A 16,446-nucleotide genomic window follows, 5' to 3' on the forward strand; every position below is an offset into this window, starting at 1 on the left:
CCCCGGCGGAACCAATACTCCCCCAGCAACCGTCCCGTCCCCCGATGATTCGGATCCATCACCCGCGTGAAACCCGAGTTCGCGTCGTAGTACATGATCTCGTCGGCACCGTCGCCGTCCAGGTCAGCGCCCGCGATGCTCGTCCATCCACGGCGAAACCAGTACTGGCCCAACAACCGACCCGATCCCCGCGCATTCGGATCCATGACTCGCGTGAAACCCGAACTCGCGTCGTAGTACATGATCTCATCGGTACCGTCACCGTCGAGATCGAGACTCGCGATGCTCGACCAGTCGGGTCGGAAGCGATAGTCCGCGATGATGTCACCGGCGCCGCGGGAATTCGGGCTCATGAACCTCGCGAAACCCGCTCGGACGGCCAGCATGCGTTCGCGGAGCCAGAGTGAGAACTCGGCCTCGCCCGTGGTGGTCAGGTGAACCCCATCGCTTGCGATCCACCGTGACCGTTCCGACGTGTTGCTCGCTCTGTTCCAGTCGAGAACGGTGAGGCTGCCCCACCGGCGCGCCGCATCGGCGAGCGCACGGTTGGATGCCGAGTACACCAGCTTCCCATTGCTGCGACGAATATCGGCGAGGTTCACCCATGCGACCTGGCGAACGCCCCGGGCGTCGAGGGCGCGCATCATGGCGTCGATATCGCTCGCGAAGTGCGCCGGGTCATCGTTGTAGCCGAGTTCGACCACGACGAGATCGAGATTCTTCGGAAGCGCCCGGGCAGCCTCCACGCCGCTCGTCCCAGGACACGAGGTGCGCGTCGTACATCGACTGCGGACCGAATCGAGAGTCTGCGGTGAAAACGTCCCGTCGGTCACCCGACTGAATTCACCGTTGGAGGCGGTGACCCCGTAGCCGACCGAGTCGCCGATGAAGCCGACCGACGTACTGGTCGTGTTCTCACGAATCACTCGAACGGTGAATCCAGGAGAAGGGAGCCCGAGCTGCCCCTTCACGTCCCATGCCTGCTTGCGGTACGTGCCCGATGTCCCGGTGACGACGAGATCGTCGAACCAGATGCCGTCGTACCCCTGATACTGCCCGTTGTTGGTGGTCCGCATCGACGCACCTGTGATCGTCCCGAGGCCGTTCTGCGCGGCAAACGTGTCGGCATCGACGATGCGCGTCCACCGGTGGTTGGGATTGCCGGCGGTGTCGTCACCGATGTCGTTGACGGGCGGGAACTGTCCACCAGCGGTCCGGGGACCGTTCGACGACGAGAACTCGGTCGACACGAATTGCCCGGCAAGCGGACTTCCCGACGGCCAGCGCCGCACGACGTTGCTCGTCGCCAGCACGGCGGCATCGGTGCCGACCTGTTCGACGCTGGTGGCCGGGCCGCTCGCCGAACTCCGGGTCGCCGACCCTCCATACACCTGGCATGCGGTGGTGTCACAGGTCTTCGCGTAACGCGTGGAGGAACCGTCGTAGGTGTACGAGCGGTACTGCGCCAGCCCGTACGAGCGAGCCGCCACGGCCTGCGCGCGCACGGCATTGGCCCCCGCACCGCCACCCGCGTCGGCCCAACTGGCATAGATCTCTCGCGGAACGACCCCGCGGGTGTAGTTGTTGGGGGTCACGTCGTTGACGACGCGGTTGCCCGCCGAAGTGTGCACGATCTCGATGGCACCGCGATAGTGGTTCACCGACCCGCTCGACCCGCACACACCGAGCGCGTTCCCCGACGGCGTGGCACGTGCATCGCCGCCGGATTTCGTGAAGCGGAGCGGGCTGCCGACAGCCTGATGGTGGGTCCCGATTCGTGTCCAATTCGCGGTGTCCGACGGACACGCCACGCGGTCGGCGCGGTACACCGCGAAAACTCCCGGCGAGAGCTCCTGGGCCCGCATCGCTGGCGCGGTCTCGCCGTTCCATCGCACCCCGTTGCCGTACGAGATCACTCCGACGGTGCCCATCCGATCGAACGCCGTGAGCCGAACCGTGATCCGCTGACTCGCAGACGTCGTCGACGAGATCGTGCCGCCGTAGTAGTGGTCGAGAATTCGCTGCCAGCCCCACCCGTGATCGACCGCGTAGCCGAATGCTCCCCATTGGCTCATTCCGCGACCGTGGCCGTAGCCCGTTCCCTCGATCACCAGAGCGATGACCGGATCGGATGCGCCCTCGGCAACGGGGGCGTTGTCGAGGGCGACCGGAGCAAGCACCAGCACGGCGCTCAGTACGACGACCAGCGCGGCGAGACCCGGTCTCGACTTCGGTCCACCGGGCCGCCCGCCATTCGATTCCCACTGCATCCGGGCCGAGAGTAGCGGATGCACTACTCTCCGTGTCCACTTTTCTCACTTCACGTAGCGTCTTGAGCACGTTCGGTGTGAAGGCTGGCGGACGGGTAGGTTCGGCGGGGATGTCACGACTGGTCGTATTCACCGATGGCGCTTGCAGTGGGAACCCCGGACCTGGCGGTTGGGGATGGGCCGTGTCGCCCGATGGGGAGCCATCCGGATCGGGCGGCGAGACCGCGACGACCAACCAGCGCATGGAGGTCTACGCCGTGCTCGACGCGATCCGCACGCTCGGCGCCGACGGCACGCCGCTCGAGATCGTGTCCGACTCGACCTACGTCGTGAAGTGCTTCAACGACCGCTGGTGGGTCAAGTGGGAGCGCAACGGCTGGAAGAACTCCAAGAAGCAGCCGGTCGCGAACACCGACCTGTGGAAGCCGTTGATCGAGGTCGTCCAGGCCGGTGACGTCACCTTCCGGTGGGTGAAGGGCCACAGCGGCGACCCGATGAACGATCTCGTCGACCGCCTCGCCGTCGCCGCGACACCACGCTGACGCCACGCTGACGCCCGCCCCGATCGGGGCTGCGGTCATCTCGATTTCACACGACTTGGTGCGTACCGATCGGTAACCCTGCGACACTGGCCGTCATGATCTTTGACGGCCACGTCCATCAGCTGCCCGACATCGACCCCACCGAGACCGCCGAATGGTTGGACAGCCTGGACGCCGTCGTCGACATCCACGGCAAGACCCGGGCCCGCTATCTGCTCTCACGTCTGATGGAGCGCGCCAACGAGAGTCAGGTGTCGTTCCCGGCAACCGTGTCCACGCCCTACGTGAACACGATTCCACTCGAGCAGGAGCCCTGGTTCCCCGGCGACGAACACATCGAACGACGGATCCGCGCGTTCGTGCGCTGGAACGCAGCGATGATGGTCGTCAAGGCGAACAAGCAGGCCGACGGCATCGGTGGGCACCTCTCGACATTCGCATCCTCCGCCGCGCTCTACGAGATCGGCTTCAACCACTTCTTCCGCGGAAAGGACGACGGCGGTGCCGGTGACCACGTCTACTACCAGGGCCACGCCGCTCCCGGCATCTACGCCCGGGCGTTCATGGAAGGACGCCTCACGGCGGACGACCTCGACCACTTCCGCCAGGAGATCGGCCGCGGCGGGCGGGGCCTTTCGTCGTATCCGCACCCGCGGTTGATGCCCGAGTTCTGGGAGTTCCCGACCGTGTCGATGGGCCTCGGACCGATCACCTCGCTCTACCACGCCCGCTACAACCGCTATCTCCACAACCGTCAGATCGACGACACGTCCAACAGCCGCGTCTGGGCATTCCTCGGCGACGGCGAGTGCGACGAACCCGAAACGCTCGGCGCGATCTCGCTCGCCGCCCGCGAGCAGCTCGACAACCTGGTCTTCGTCGTCAACTGCAACCTCCAGCGCCTCGACGGTCCAGTGCGTGGCAACGGCAAGGTGATCCAGGAGCTCGAAGCCGTGTTCCGCGGTGCCGGCTGGAACGTGATCAAGGTGGTGTGGGGATCGAAGTGGGATCCGCTCTTGGCGCAGGACAAGGACGGCGCGCTGCTCAACAAGATGAACAACACCGTCGACGGCGAGTTCCAGCGCTACGCGGTCGAGGACGGCGGCTACATCCGCGACAACTTCTTCGGTCCCGACGACCGCCTCCGCCAGATGGTCAGCCACCTGTCCGACGACGACCTGCGCAACCTTCCGCGTGGCGGTCACGACTACCGCAAGCTGTATGCGGCGTACAAGGCGGCGACCGAGAACCTGGGTTCGGGGCGGCCGACGGTGATCCTCGCCAAGACGGTCAAGGGGTGGACGCTCGGCGAAGGTTTCGAGGGACGCAACTCGACCCACCAGATCAAGAAGATGACCAAGCAGCAGATCGTCGATCTCCGCGACCGTCTGCACATGCACGACGAGATCCCCGAGGACGCGATCGAAGCGGACGACCCGCCGTACTTCATTCCTGCGCAGGACTCGGTCGAGTACCAGTACATGATGGAGCGCCGGCGCGCGCTCGACGGGTCGATCCCCAAACGCACGACACACGTCCGCAAGGAGCTGTCGCTCCCCGAGCCCTCGACGTTCACCGAGATGTGGGGCGGGTCGAACGGCCAGGAGGTGTCGACCACGATGGCGTTCACCCGCCTGCTCCGGAGCCTGACGCGCGACGCACAGGCGGGAAGCCGCATCGTGCCGATCATCCCCGACGAGGCACGCACGTTCGGCATGGACGCGCTGTTCCGCGAGATCGGCATCTACGCCTCGCAGGGGCAGAAGTACGAGCCGGTCGATCACGACCTCCTCCTCTCCTACTCCGAATCGGCCAAGGGTCAGATGCTCGAAGAGGGCATCACCGAGGCGGGCTCGATGGCGAGCTTCATCGCCGCGGCGACGTCCTACTCCACTCGCGGCGTTCCGATGATCCCGTTCTACACGTTCTATTCGATGTTCGGTTTCCAGCGGGTCGGCGACCTGATCTGGCAGGCGGCCGACATCCGGGCGCGTGGCTTCCTCATGGGCGCGACCGCCGGACGGACGACGCTGATGGGTGAGGGCCTGCAGCACCAGGACGGGCACAGCCTCGTGCTCGCGTCCACGGTTCCTGCGGTGCAGGCGTACGACCCGGCGTTCGCGTACGAGATCGGGGCGATCATCCAGGCAGGCATCGACCGGATGTACGGCGGCGGTCCGGCCGACTGGACCGACGTCTTCTACTACATCAATCTGTACAACGAGAACTACGAGATGCCGGAGTTGCCCGCCACCGAAGGCCTCGCCGAGCAGATCGTCGAGGGGATCTACAAGTACGCCGACGCACCGGAGGTCGACGGGGATTCGACGCCGGCGACGATCCTGTTCTCGGGTGTCTCCCACACCGCTGCCACGGCGGCCGCCGCGGAGTTGGCCGAGCACTACGGGGTGGCCGCCGAGACGTGGTCGGTCACGTCGTTCAAGGCACTGCGCGAGAACGGCCTGGCGGCCGAGCGGCACAACCGGCTGCATCCGAGTGGCGATCAGCAGACACCGCTCATCAGCGAACGGCTCGCCGAGTCGAGCGGTCCGATCACTGCGGTGACCGACTTCATGGCGATCGTCCCCGACCAGATCCGCCAGTTCCTCGGCAACCGCACCTTCACGACGCTGGGCACCGACGGGATGGGTCGCTCCGACACCCGCGAGGCACTGCGTCGTTTCTTCGAGATCGACACCGGCCACGTCGTCGTCGGTGTGCTGTCCGGTCTCCATGCCGAGGGCACGGTCGACGCGTCGGTCGTCGAGAACGCGATCAAGCGCTACGACATCGACCCCGACGCGGTCAACCCCTGGAACTCGTACACGGACTGAGCAGTAGGTTGGAGGGCATGGCTGGGACGTTGTACATCACCGGTGACGAGGCTGCCGACGAGTTGTTGAACACCGATCCGAACGCACTGCTGCTCGGGATGCTGCTCGACCAGCAGGTGCCGATGGAGTGGGCGTTCAACGGCCCGAGCACGCTCAAGGAACGGCTCGGACACCTCGACCCGGCGAAGATCGCGGCGATGGACGTCGAAGAGTTCGTGTCGATCTGCTGCGAGAAGCCGGCGATCCACCGCTTCCCGGGTTCGATGGGCAAGCGCGTCCATCAGGTGTGCACCGCGCTCGTCGAGGACTACGACGGCAACGCCGAGAACCTGTGGGCCGACGGGCCGAGCGGCAAGGAGATGTTCAAGCGGTTGAAGGCGCTGCCCGGTTACGGCGACGAGAAGTCGAAGATCTTCGTGGCGATCCTCGGCAAGACCCAGGGTGTCGAACTCGACGGCTGGCGCGCTGCGGCGGGCAAGTTCGGCGACGACGAACCACGTTCGGTCGCCGACGTCACCGACGAGGTGTCACTCGGCAAGGTGCGCGAGTGGAAGAAGGCACAGAAGGCCGCAAAGAAGGACAAGCAGGACCGCCCCACCTCCTGACCCCGACCATGGGGGACCATCCGGTGTCTGACACCGGATGGCACGGCTCACGCGGGTTGTCGGAGGCGACGGATGAGGGCGCCGGGCATGCCGGCGAGTCCGGTCGCGAGGGCTTTCGCGTGAGCGGCGCGGGGCCCGTGGCGGAGGCGGCGGATCGACAGCCCGAGCGCACGACCCAGGAGGGCGGGCGATCCGAACCGTGCGGCCGCCCACAGGCGGTTGCGTTCCTGGTAGGCGACGCGCTGCGCACCCAGCCGGTCGGTCGTCGCACCCCCGTGGTGGCGCACGACCGACGACGTCTCACACACGTACCGCCAGCCCCGTTCGGCGCCGCGCAGCGCCAGGTCGACGTCCTCGTAGTACAGGAAGTAGCGCTCGTCGAAGCCGCCGGTGTCGTCGAGGAACTCACGACGGAACAGCACCGCTCCCCCGGTGAAGATCTCGATCGGGCGCGAATCACCGAGCGAGGCAGCCGGTTCGTCGAGGCCGATGTCCGAACCGGCGCCGTATCGATCGAGTTCGACGCCGAGGCTGTTGATCCGGTCGGTCCCGTGGCGGAGAAGCGCGGGTTGGACCGCTCCGAGCCGGTCGTCGGCATCGAGCGCGGCGACCAACGGCCCGAGCCAGCCCGGGTCGACTTCGAGGTCGTCATTGAGCACCACCACCGGCGAGTCCGCATCGGTCAACTCGCGTGCCCGTCGAACCCCCGTGTTCGCTGCCGCTCCGAACCCGAGGTTCTCCGTCCGCACGACATCGTCCACACCGGGGCCGTAGGCGTCGGGCCCGACGAGTCGCGCGTCGCTGTTGTCGACGACCACGACCGCCACCGGCAATACGGTCGCAGCGGCGACCGACGCCAGACACGCGTGCACCATCGCGTCGGGTCCGCGATTCGTGACCACGACGACCGCGGCCGTCACAGTGGCGTTGCTCCGGAGCGGAGCGGGAGTTCGAGCCAGTCGGTCCGGCCAGGGGCGAGGTTCGGGTTCGAGTACGGGTCGTGGCCCAGGTAGTCGCCCCAGCGCCGCTCGATCTCGTCGATCTCGGATTGCGCGATCGGGTGATCGAACGACTTCTGCTCGAAGTGGTACCAGGACGCATACGGGGTCCACACGATCCGGTAGCCGGCCGCGCGCACCGTGAGCGACAGGTCCACATCGTTGTAGTTCGCTGGCAGATCGATATTCATTCCACCGATGCGGTTGAACACCTCGCGGCGCAACAGCGCCGCGGCTGCCGTCACGCCGGCACACTCGCGCTCGACGGCGAGGATCCGGTGCGGCCCGGGATGGTCGCCCTGCCAGCCGAGGAACGCATGCGAGATCGTCCCGTGGTACAGATGCCCGCCGTGCTGCAGCGTGCCGTCCTCGAACAGCAGCTTCGCTCCGACCATCCCGACGTCCTCGCTCTGTGCGATCCCGACCATCTCCGCGATGCTGCCGGAGCGGACCAGCTCGGTGTCGTCGTTGAGCAGCAGCACGTACTCGCCCGTGGCATCGGCGACTCCACGATTGATCTTGTCGGAGAAGTTGAACGGGTCCGTGTAGTCGACGACACGCAACGCGTCGCCGGCGATCTGACGCAGCCCTCGTTCGACGACCGGGTCGGTGCCGGAGTCGATCACGGCGATGATCTCGAGGCGGATCCGGTCGTCGACATCGGCGAGGAGCGACGCGACCGCGTCGTGGACGAAGATCCGTTCCACCCCCCAGATCCGACCCCGTGTCCCACGCGTCGGGATCACGACCGACACGGTCGGCTTCCCGTGGACGCTGCGCTCGATCCGGACGACGCCGGGATTGGCTGCCTTGGAGACGTCGGCGTCGATTCCGCATCGACCGAGGTGTGCGGCGACGACGTCGACCTCGCGTTCGAACGCGGTGTTGTTCGTCTCCGGGTCGCCCGAGAAGCTCGTGGTGGACTGGCGCCAGTGGAGCAGGATCTCGGGGATGTGATGGAAGGTGTCGACCCGCTCGGCGAGTCGCAGCAGCAGGTCGTGATCCTGCGCCCCGTCGGTGCCGACCGTGAATCCGCCGAGGTCGAGGACCACCGAACGACGTGCGGCCACCAGGTGGGTGATGTAGTTGTGGTTGCGCAGCCGTTCGAGCGAGAAGTCCGGGTTGTACACCGGCGAGTAGAGCCGGTCGTCCCAGCGCAGCAGGTCGTGATCGGAATACACGACCTCGGCATCGGGCGTCGCGTCGAAGAACTCGGCGAGGCGGGCCAGGGCCTCCGGGGCGAGGACGTCGTCGTGGTCGAGCAGCACGATCACGTCACCGGTGGCCGCCGAGAGCGCGTCATTCGATGCCGCGACGACTCCGCCATTGGCCGGCCTCCGCAGGACGCGTCGCCACGGCAGCGGTTCCAGTCCGTTCAGCAGGCTGCGTACTCCGGGAAGACTCGACGCGTCGTCGACCACGACGTGCTCGAAAACTCCCGTGAACGTCTGCGACGCCACCGATGCCAAGCACGCGTCGAGGTGGCTCGGGTCGGGGTTGAACACCGAGGTCAGGATGCTGAACCGTGGCGTCATCATCGACTCACCGGATCCGCCCTCAATCGGAGAGTCGCTTCATGCGCGGGACCACCGAGATCCGCCAGCGTCGCTGCGCCCGATACATCACGCCTTCCCACGCGGACATCTCGATCCGACGCTGCAGGAAGTCCTGGTCCTGGCGGGCGCGGGCGAGGTGTCCTTCGAGTTCGACGATCCGGCCCCGGAGTTCGCCCATCTCCGTGACCGCGGCGCGAGCGACGCGCTCGGCCTCGATCACGTCGGCCTGCAACGCCTCGTACGACATCTCGGACGGGCCGACCAGCCCACGGAGACGCTCCAGTTCGGCGTCCGCAGGCACGTTCGTCATCGTACGGCAGGGTACTCAGGTCAGCTCTGGCCAGGGCAGATGCGGATACCGCTCCACCAGCGCCGCCCGCAGCCCGTCGGCCGCGAGGTTCGTGAGTGAGACCATCGACGACGAGTGCGTCCGATAGCGACCCAGCATCTCCGCGACATGGACGCCGCACTCACCCGCGGCCGCGAGGCCGAGCCACAAGTCCCAGTCCTCCCAGCCGTACGCCGCCGTATCGACCCGATAGCCGCCGTGCGCTCGCAATGCCGACGTCCGGAACATCGCCTGGGCGTCGATGTACGGGGCGTCGCAGAGCCACGGGACATGCCATCCGAACGCACTGCGAAGCCCCGGCGTGTCGCCGAACGCCTCGAGCGTCGAATACGCGAACGCGGCCTCCGGGTCGGCGGTCAATGCATCCGCCAGGCGGCGCAGACAGGTCGGGTACACGAGGTTGTCGGCGTCCATCATCATCACGATCTCCGTGCGGACGTGGTCGATCCCGAGGTTGCGCGCTCCCGGCAGCCCGCGGTTGGCGGCGCTGCGGACCAACTTCACCCCGACGGACGGATGGTTGTCCATCCACTGCCGGACGACCTCGAGCCCGTCGTCGCGCGAGGCATCGTCGACCACGACGATCTCGGTAGTGACGTCGCTGGATGCTGCGATCGAGTCGAGCGTCGCGACGATCGTGTGCGCGTAGTCGAACATCGTCACGACGACCGAGACCTCCGCGGGCAGGTCGGTCCATCCCGCACTCTGCTCGACGGTGACGTGCTGCTCGTCGCCGAACTCGACCCGCGCACGGAGTCGGCCGATCTCGCGTCGGTGCTCGAGCTCGGCGAGGAACGCGTCGTACACCTCGCGGCGTGCCTCCCGATACGGGGCGTAGACGGGGAACAGCGGCGCGGGGTCGGAATTTGCGGTGAACCTGCGCGCGACGCGACGGTCCCGCCGGGTCTCGGCCGACGGGTTCAGTCCCATGCCCTCGGCTTCGACGGTCTGCAGCAGGTCGCCGACCGAGCTCTGCAGGCCGAGCGGCCCCATCACCTCGGCGTACGCGGCTTCAGCAATTCGGTTCCGGCGGTCCTCGTCGTCGAGCAGGCCCGAGACCACGTCGGCCATGTCCGCGACGTCGGCCTCGAGGAAGTGTTCACCGGCGACGAGTGGTTCACAGCCGGTGGAGGGTTCGGTGACGACCACGCATCCGTTGGCCATCGCCTCGACCATCCGCGCCCACTCGAAGTACCGCTCGGCGGACGACGCGTCGTCGCGATGCACGTTGATGAGCACGCGGACGTCGGCGAGCAGGTCGTACTTCTCGGTACCGAACACGAGTCCCGGCTCGCCACCGACGATGGGGCGGCGGACAGGAAACGCCCGGATGTCGCTCGAACGGTCCCAGAGCACCGGTGCGAGCGCGGCGAGCGCCTCCGCCCGGTACTCGGTGAGGGCCCCGAGGAACACGACGTCGGTGGAGCGTTCGGCCGATGACACCGAGCGCGACCAGTGATCCATGCCGGGTACGGCGCCGAGCTGCAGCCGACGCGCATGGAACCCCTCGCGTTCGATCGCGGCGACCCCGACGGCGTTGATGTCGACCACCAACGGGCTCCCGACGCAGTAGCCGAGCGAGCGCGTGAACCACTGGGTACCGGGCTGCTCCGTGCAGATCGGGATGCTGCACCGAGCGGCCGAGCGGATCTCGACGGCGTCGAATCCGCCGAGCAGGTAGAACTCGTGGGGGGCGACGACGAGGTTGATCGACCCGTCGGAGTGCGGCAGCCGATCCTCGACCAGCTCGGCGTGGCGTCCGGTCATGCCGGCTGCCTCGACGATCCACGAGGCGATGTCGCGCATGAACGCGTTGCCCGTCGGCGCGACGAACAGGCGCACCTCGCGAGCGGCCATCAGCGACGCAGTCGGGCTCGGACCCAGGCGTACGCAGCTCGTGGCACCCCGACCACCGCCCGTGCTGTGCGACGGATCACCGATCCGACGTCGTCGCTGGTCCGCAGGTCGTGCAGCCCGCTCCGCAACACGTCGCGGCGGCTGACCTCGGCCGGCAGTTGCTGCATCACGTCGGTCAACTCGCGCCGGCGGGCGTCCGAGGCCGCCTCGAGCTCGGCGAGACGCCGTTCGACGTCGGAGTCAGCGCTCATGGCTCGCGACCTGTGCGACCGGTTGACGGCGTGTGGACGAGGGGACGACTCGAGTCGCGAGGACGTAGAGCGCGACGCAGGCCGCGGCGTGGACGAGGAGCAACAGCCACGGCGGAACGGCTGCACCGTAGGTGTCCCACGCCCAGGGCCGATGAGACCCGTTCGTTCCGACGGCCCATCGCCGCATCGACGCTGCGAACGCGACGGTCAACACGATCAGCGCCATCGCCAGAACCGCCGAACCGATCGTCCGCACACGACCCTCGAGAACCTCGGTCGTCTCGCTCGGTCGTGGCCTCGACCAGGTGAGCACCATGGGCACGCCGATCAGCAGCGGCAGGTAGTAGCGGCCCTGCCAGTAGCTGCCGGTCGTGCTGCCTTGGCTCATCTCGAGGATCCACGAGCACGCGATGCCGACCGCGACGGTGGTGGCTGCGACACCGACTGCGCGGCGGTCGCCTCTCAGCAGCGCGACCCCCAACAACAGCCCGAACGTGATCCACCATCCGTAGAGGATGGCGCGCGGGAGCGGTGTGTCGAGCCACCCGAGCAGCCCGACCGCCTCCTCGAAGTTGATGCCGGTTTGACTGATCACCCGCTCGAGGAGAGCCTCGTTGTAGCCGCCGGGGCGGGTGACCGACGCGACGATCAGCGCGAACAGGAATCCGCCAGCGATCACCGCACCGAGGAGGAGCCGTGAACCGATCGTCGAGATCCGGATCCGTACCTCGTGGATCGCGATGCCCAACAATGGCAACAGCGGGGACAGGACCAGGACCTTCGAGGAATCGGTGTCGGAGGTGACCGCCCACCCGACGGTCGCGAGCGTGGACAACACGATCAGACCGATGGGGCCCGAGCCGAGGCGGGTCACCAGACGCCGCACATCGATGAGGCCGACCGCTGCACAGATCGCGACGATCAGCGCAGCCCAGATCATGCCGTCGCGACGCGGGAGCGACGCCGCCGCCCAGCCGGCGGCGATCGACCACGCGACCAGACGGTCCGGTCGGCCCAGCATCAGTCGATCTGCGGACAACAGCCCGGCCCACAGTGCGAATCCGCCGGCGATCACGAGTCCCGACGGGTTGACGACGGTCACCGAGAACCACGCCATCGGCGTGATCGCCAGAGCGGCCGCCCCGATCGCCAAACGCCCACGGCGGACCGCGAGCGCGAGACCAGCAACGAACAGACCGACGGGAATGGCGGCATCGAAGACGCGGGCGAGTTGATACCCGACAGATGCCGGGAAGTAGGTGCCGAGACCCGGGGCGAGGTGACCCCAGATCGGGTAGTTGACGGCGCTGGAGGCGAGCTGCGCGTCGCCCGTCGGACGGGGTTCGGAGGTCGCACACGTCGCCGGTTGCTCGCCGACGAGCGAGAAGCAACTGCGATTCGGGTAGACGACCCACGCCGGGACGTCGAATGAGTCGCCGAGCCCGTCGAAGTCCTCACCTTCGAGTTCGCCGCGCACGAGCGCGGCACCGCGCACCATGTGTGACGGTTCGTCGGGTCCGCCGGACGGAACCGTGCCGATGATCCACAGCAGCGCGCACAGTCCCAGCAACGCCGCGGTGCTCGCGACGAGCGCGACCGTGCCCGGATGTCGTCGCTCGTGGGTCACGTGGAGGAGACTACCGAGGCGGTTAGCGTCGTGGATCGCATGTCGCTCCGGACTGCGGTCGCTCACCGCAACCTCCTCTATCTCCTGTCGTTGAAGGAGTTGCGCACCCGATACCGCAAGTCGGTCCTCGGGTGGGCGTGGAGCCTGCTCAACCCGTTGAGCCAGATGGTGATCTTCACCGTCGTCTTCCTCTACATCTTCCTGCGCGAGCCCCCCATCGGCGATCCCAGCGGCCTCGAGGTGTTCCCCCTCTACTTCCTCGCGGGAATGCTGCCGTTCCAGTACTTCTCGATCTCGGTGACCGCCTCGATCGGATCGGTGCAGGAGGGTTCGAACCTGATCAAGAAGGTGGCGTTCCCCCACGAACACCTGGTGCTGTCGATCGTGATCGCTCAGTTCGCCACGCTGCTGATCGAGCTGCTCGTGCTCAGCGTCGCGTTCCTGATCTTCGGCCACATGGTGCTGCCGTGGCTCGCGCCAATGATGCTGCTGCTCGTCCTGATCACCATGTTCACGATCGGCGTCGCGCTGCTGCTGTCGGCGGCGAACGTGTTCTTCCACGACATCAACTACCTGTGGACGATCGTCGCGCAGCTGCTCTTCTACTCCAGCCCGATCATCTTCGTCACCGAGGAGATCCCGTTCGCCTGGCTGCGCCTGATCACCAGCCTCGGCCCGACCGGAAGCTTCGTGCGCGCGTCGCAGGAGATCCTGTACGACGGTCAATGGCCGAGCATCGAACGATGGGCGTTGGTCGCGATGTACTCGATCACGTCGCTGCTGGCGGGTGCGTGGGTGTTCAACCGGCTGTCGCCCCGGTTCGCGGAGGAACTGTGAGCTGGCTCGGCCACGGCAATCCTGACGACCACGGGATCGCCCTGCGTGTCGACGACGTCACCAAGACGTTCAAGGTCTACGACGAGCGCGCCACGTCGCTGAAGCAGTTCATCGCGATGGGCGGCCGCAACAAGTACGAGGAGTTCGAGGCGCTGCGCAACGTGTCGTTCGAGGTGCCGGTCGGCGAGGCGGTCGGCATCATCGGTCACAACGGATCGGGCAAGTCGACGCTGCTGAAATGTATGGCGAAGATCCTCACGCCGAACGCCGGGTCGATCACGATCAACAAGCGGATGGCGGCGCTACTCGAACTCGGCGCCGGGTTCCACCCTGAGCTGTCGGGACGGGACAACGTGTTCCTCAACGCGGCGATCCTCGGCATGTCACGCCCTGACATCGCCCGGCGTTTCGACGACATCGTGGCGTTCTCCGAACTCGAACGGTTCATCGACACGCCGGTGAAGACGTACTCGTCGGGGATGTACGTCCGCTTGGCGTTCGCCGTGGCGATCAACGTCGACCCGGACCTGCTGCTGATCGACGAGATCCTCGCCGTCGGCGACGTCACGTTCCAGCAGAAGTGCATGGAGAAGTTCGTCCAGTTCCGCAACGAGGGCCGCACGTTGGTGCTGGTCACGCATGACACGAGCAGCGTCCGCAACTTCTGTGACCGCGCGATCTGGATCGACCACGGCGAGGTCAAGGCCGACGGTTCGCCTGCCGATGTGATCGACGAGTACACCGAGACGATGCTCGAGGCGCAGGCCGCAGCCGACGGGTCGATGCGGCGCGGCGACGGACCGCTCCGCGTCACGAAAGTCGACGTGCTCGTGTCGGACACGCGGATGGATCGCGTGCGAACCGGTGACGACGTGACGTTCCGCGTGCACTTCGAGACACCCGAACCGGTCGCGAATCCGGTGTTCAGTCTGAGCATCGCGAGCCTGACGGGCATTCCGGTCACGGCACCGTCGAGTCGCGACGCGCGCGCCGTCCCGGTTTCGGTCGACGGGAAGGGCCATGTCGACATCGCGGTGCGTGATCTGTCGCTGATCCCCGGGTCGTACACGATCCACACCGAGGTGTCCGGGTGGAGTCGTCAGCACCTCTACGACCATCTCCAGCACGCTCGGACGTTCGACGTGCTGGCGGGCGACTCGAGCGAAATCGACGGTCTCGTCACCCTGCGGCCGACCTGGACGTGGTCGGGCGACGGGGTCTCGTCGGAGATCTACGATCGCGCCCTCCCGCCGTCCCCCGATGACGATGGCATAACCTGATCCGGGTCATGGCTCTCGCGTCTCGCGCCTCCTCGTCGAAGCCGTTCCCGGTGGTGTTCGAGTGGATCGCGCGCATCTTCTCGGCGCCGCTCGGGTGGCTGTGGGAGCGCGGCTTTCGGATGCTCGGACTGCTCGACGCCGTGACTCTCTTCGTGCTGATGGTGGCGATCAGTTTCGTGCGGTTCGGTTTCTCGTTCGACTGGGACACCTATGCACTCTCCTACTACGTCATCGGCTTCTCGATCGCGACCGCGATTCACATCACCGTCAACTACTTCACCGGGTTGTACGAGCGTGAGCCACGGCTCGGACGGAGTTCGTGGTGGCCGAAGATCCTCGTTGCGACCGGGATCGGTGTCGCCGTCCAGGGCCTCGCGTTCGTCGTCCTCGACCGGTACCTGATGCCACGGTTGAACCTCTTCGCGTTCCTCGCCCTCGCCTCGTTCGTGCTCGTCTTCAATCGGGTGCTCGCACGCCGGCTGACGCTGCGCCGTCAGGGTCTCCCTCGGGTCGTACTCGCGGGAAACATCGAGGCGATCGAACTCGCCGCGTCCCACCTGGTCGCGAGCAGTCAGCGTGCGATCGTCGCCGATCGGATCGAGGAGTCCCACCGTCTCGTCGAATCCGTCGTCGCCCATGATGCGACCGACGTGTTGCTGCTCGACGTGACGGCGTTCGGTTCGGTGTACCCGGAACCGTTGAACTCGCTGGAGCTGGCCGGCGTCGGATTCCTGCAGAGGGTCAGCGCACGCGAGACACTGCTCGGCCTCCGCACGGTGCGCGAGATCGGCGGAATGCCGTTCGTGGCGCTGCGATCACACACGGTGCCCGGCTACAAGGTCCGACTGAAGCGACTGTTCGACCTGTTCGTCGTCTTCGCCACGATGCCGTTGTGGGTTCCGGCGATGGCACTGATCGCGCTGTACGTGCGGGTCTGCGCGGGGTCGCCCGTGCTCTATCGACAAGAGCGCGTCGGGCGCGACGGCGAGCTGTTCGACTGCATCAAGTTCCGCACCATGACCGTCGACGCGGAGGAAGACGGCCGAGCCCGTTTGGCGACACTCGACGACGACCGCATCGTGCCGGCGCTGAAGTGGATGCGTTCGATGCGCGCCGACGAGATCCCGCAACTCTGGAACGTGCTGAAAGGCGAGATGTCGCTCGTGGGTCCGCGGCCCGAACGTCCCGAACTCGTCGCCGAGATCACGAAGCGCGTACCGGGCTACATCCGTCGGAACGAGCTTCCGCCGGGGCTCACCGGCCTGGCACAGATCGAAGGGCGGTACGGGACCGACGCCGAGTTCAAGCTCGGCTACGACATCCAGTACCTCGTCAACTGGTCACTCGTGACCGACATCCAGATCCTCGCCCGCACGGTCTGGGTCGTGCTGTCCCGCCGTGTCTGACAACCGCGCCATCGGGTGTCAGACACAGGATGGC

General features: G+C 66.7%; 13 protein-coding genes. 6 read left to right on the forward strand and 7 right to left on the reverse strand.

The window, feature by feature from the left end:
- A partial coding sequence (locus tag ON45_RS10855) for a SpoIID/LytB domain-containing protein (RefSeq protein WP_040493823.1) occupies positions 1-2,270 on the reverse strand: 2,270 nt, incomplete at its 3' end.
- Between the two features lie 110 nt (positions 2,271-2,380).
- On the opposite strand from ON45_RS10855, the gene ON45_RS10860 reads away from it, so the two are divergent.
- From ON45_RS10860 to ON45_RS10870, 3 genes are all read left to right on the forward strand, one after another.
- Positions 2,381-2,812 (forward strand): ribonuclease H family protein, encoded by a 432-nt coding sequence (locus ON45_RS10860; protein ID WP_040493824.1) that lies wholly within the window; start codon positions 2,381-2,383, stop codon positions 2,810-2,812.
- 95 nt (positions 2,813-2,907) lie between these two features.
- Positions 2,908-5,646, forward strand: a complete 2,739-nt coding sequence (gene aceE / locus ON45_RS10865) for a pyruvate dehydrogenase (acetyl-transferring), homodimeric type (protein WP_040493825.1) — start codon at positions 2,908-2,910, stop codon at positions 5,644-5,646.
- Positions 5,647-5,663: 17 nt separating this feature from the next.
- On the forward strand, positions 5,664-6,251 hold the full coding sequence (locus ON45_RS10870) for an HhH-GPD-type base excision DNA repair protein (RefSeq protein ID WP_040493826.1): 588 nt from the start codon (positions 5,664-5,666) through the stop codon (positions 6,249-6,251).
- 47 nt (positions 6,252-6,298) lie between these two features.
- On the opposite strand, the gene ON45_RS10875 is transcribed toward ON45_RS10870, so the two are convergent.
- From ON45_RS10875 to ON45_RS10900, 6 genes are read right to left on the reverse strand one after another with little or no spacing between them, the layout of a single operon-like run.
- A complete protein-coding gene (locus tag ON45_RS10875) occupies positions 6,299-7,171 on the reverse strand; it encodes a glycosyltransferase (RefSeq protein WP_040493827.1) in 873 nt (290 codons plus the stop codon).
- Positions 7,168-8,787, reverse strand: a complete 1,620-nt coding sequence (locus ON45_RS10880) for a glycosyltransferase family 2 protein (RefSeq protein ID WP_051062896.1) — start codon at positions 8,785-8,787, stop codon at positions 7,168-7,170. The genes ON45_RS10875 and ON45_RS10880 overlap by 4 nt, the downstream gene beginning before the upstream one ends.
- 19 nt (positions 8,788-8,806) lie before the next feature.
- Positions 8,807-9,115: a hypothetical protein gene (locus tag ON45_RS10885; RefSeq protein ID WP_040493828.1), complete on the reverse strand. Its 309-nt coding sequence runs from the start codon at positions 9,113-9,115 to the stop codon at positions 8,807-8,809.
- 15 nt (positions 9,116-9,130) lie between these two features.
- Entirely contained in the window at positions 9,131-11,011 is a 1,881-nt protein-coding gene (locus ON45_RS10890; RefSeq protein WP_040493829.1) for a glycosyltransferase, read from the reverse strand.
- The gene (locus ON45_RS10895; protein WP_040493830.1) at positions 11,011-11,262 is read right to left on the reverse strand and encodes a hypothetical protein; all 252 of its coding nucleotides are present in this window, start codon (positions 11,260-11,262) and stop codon (positions 11,011-11,013) included. The genes ON45_RS10890 and ON45_RS10895 overlap by 1 nt, the downstream gene beginning before the upstream one ends.
- Positions 11,252-12,889 (reverse strand): DUF2142 domain-containing protein, encoded by a 1,638-nt coding sequence (locus ON45_RS10900; protein WP_040493831.1) that lies wholly within the window; start codon positions 12,887-12,889, stop codon positions 11,252-11,254. The genes ON45_RS10895 and ON45_RS10900 overlap by 11 nt, the downstream gene beginning before the upstream one ends.
- A gap of 39 nt (positions 12,890-12,928) precedes the next feature.
- Here ON45_RS10900 and ON45_RS10905 point away from each other — a divergent pair, with 39 nt between their 5' ends.
- From ON45_RS10905 to ON45_RS21405, 3 genes are read left to right on the forward strand one after another with little or no spacing between them, the layout of a single operon-like run.
- Entirely contained in the window at positions 12,929-13,726 is a 798-nt protein-coding gene (locus ON45_RS10905) for an ABC transporter permease (RefSeq protein WP_158412346.1), read from the forward strand.
- Positions 13,723-15,006, forward strand: a complete 1,284-nt coding sequence (locus tag ON45_RS10910) for an ABC transporter ATP-binding protein (protein WP_051062898.1) — start codon at positions 13,723-13,725, stop codon at positions 15,004-15,006. The genes ON45_RS10905 and ON45_RS10910 overlap by 4 nt, the downstream gene beginning before the upstream one ends.
- 8 nt (positions 15,007-15,014) lie before the next feature.
- Positions 15,015-16,412: an exopolysaccharide biosynthesis polyprenyl glycosylphosphotransferase gene (locus ON45_RS21405; RefSeq protein ID WP_051062899.1), complete on the forward strand. Its 1,398-nt coding sequence runs from the start codon at positions 15,015-15,017 to the stop codon at positions 16,410-16,412.
- Positions 16,413-16,446: the final 34 nt, after the last annotated feature.

Origin of the sequence: Ilumatobacter nonamiensis YM16-303 (genome assembly GCF_000350145.1) — a bacterium.
GTDB lineage: Bacteria > Actinomycetota > Acidimicrobiia > Acidimicrobiales > Ilumatobacteraceae > Ilumatobacter_A > Ilumatobacter_A nonamiensis.

Excerpts from the sequence above, each read along its gene's own strand:
- ON45_RS10860 (WP_040493824.1), top strand. The coding sequence starts at position 2,381 with ATGTCACGACTGGTCGTATTCACCGATGGCGCTTGCAGTGGGAACCCC.
- aceE (WP_040493825.1), top strand. The coding sequence starts at position 2,908 with ATGATCTTTGACGGCCACGTCCATCAGCTGCCCGACATCGACCCCACC.
- ON45_RS10870 (WP_040493826.1), top strand. The coding sequence starts at position 5,664 with ATGGCTGGGACGTTGTACATCACCGGTGACGAGGCTGCCGACGAGTTG.
- ON45_RS10880 (WP_051062896.1), bottom strand. The coding sequence starts at position 8,787 with ATGATGACGCCACGGTTCAGCATCCTGACCTCGGTGTTCAACCCCGAC.
- ON45_RS10885 (WP_040493828.1), bottom strand. The coding sequence starts at position 9,115 with ATGACGAACGTGCCTGCGGACGCCGAACTGGAGCGTCTCCGTGGGCTG.
- ON45_RS10890 (WP_040493829.1), bottom strand. The coding sequence starts at position 11,011 with ATGGCCGCTCGCGAGGTGCGCCTGTTCGTCGCGCCGACGGGCAACGCG.
- ON45_RS10895 (WP_040493830.1), bottom strand. The coding sequence starts at position 11,262 with ATGAGCGCTGACTCCGACGTCGAACGGCGTCTCGCCGAGCTCGAGGCG.
- ON45_RS10905 (WP_158412346.1), top strand. The coding sequence starts at position 12,929 with ATGTCGCTCCGGACTGCGGTCGCTCACCGCAACCTCCTCTATCTCCTG.
- ON45_RS21405 (WP_051062899.1), top strand. The coding sequence starts at position 15,015 with ATGGCTCTCGCGTCTCGCGCCTCCTCGTCGAAGCCGTTCCCGGTGGTG.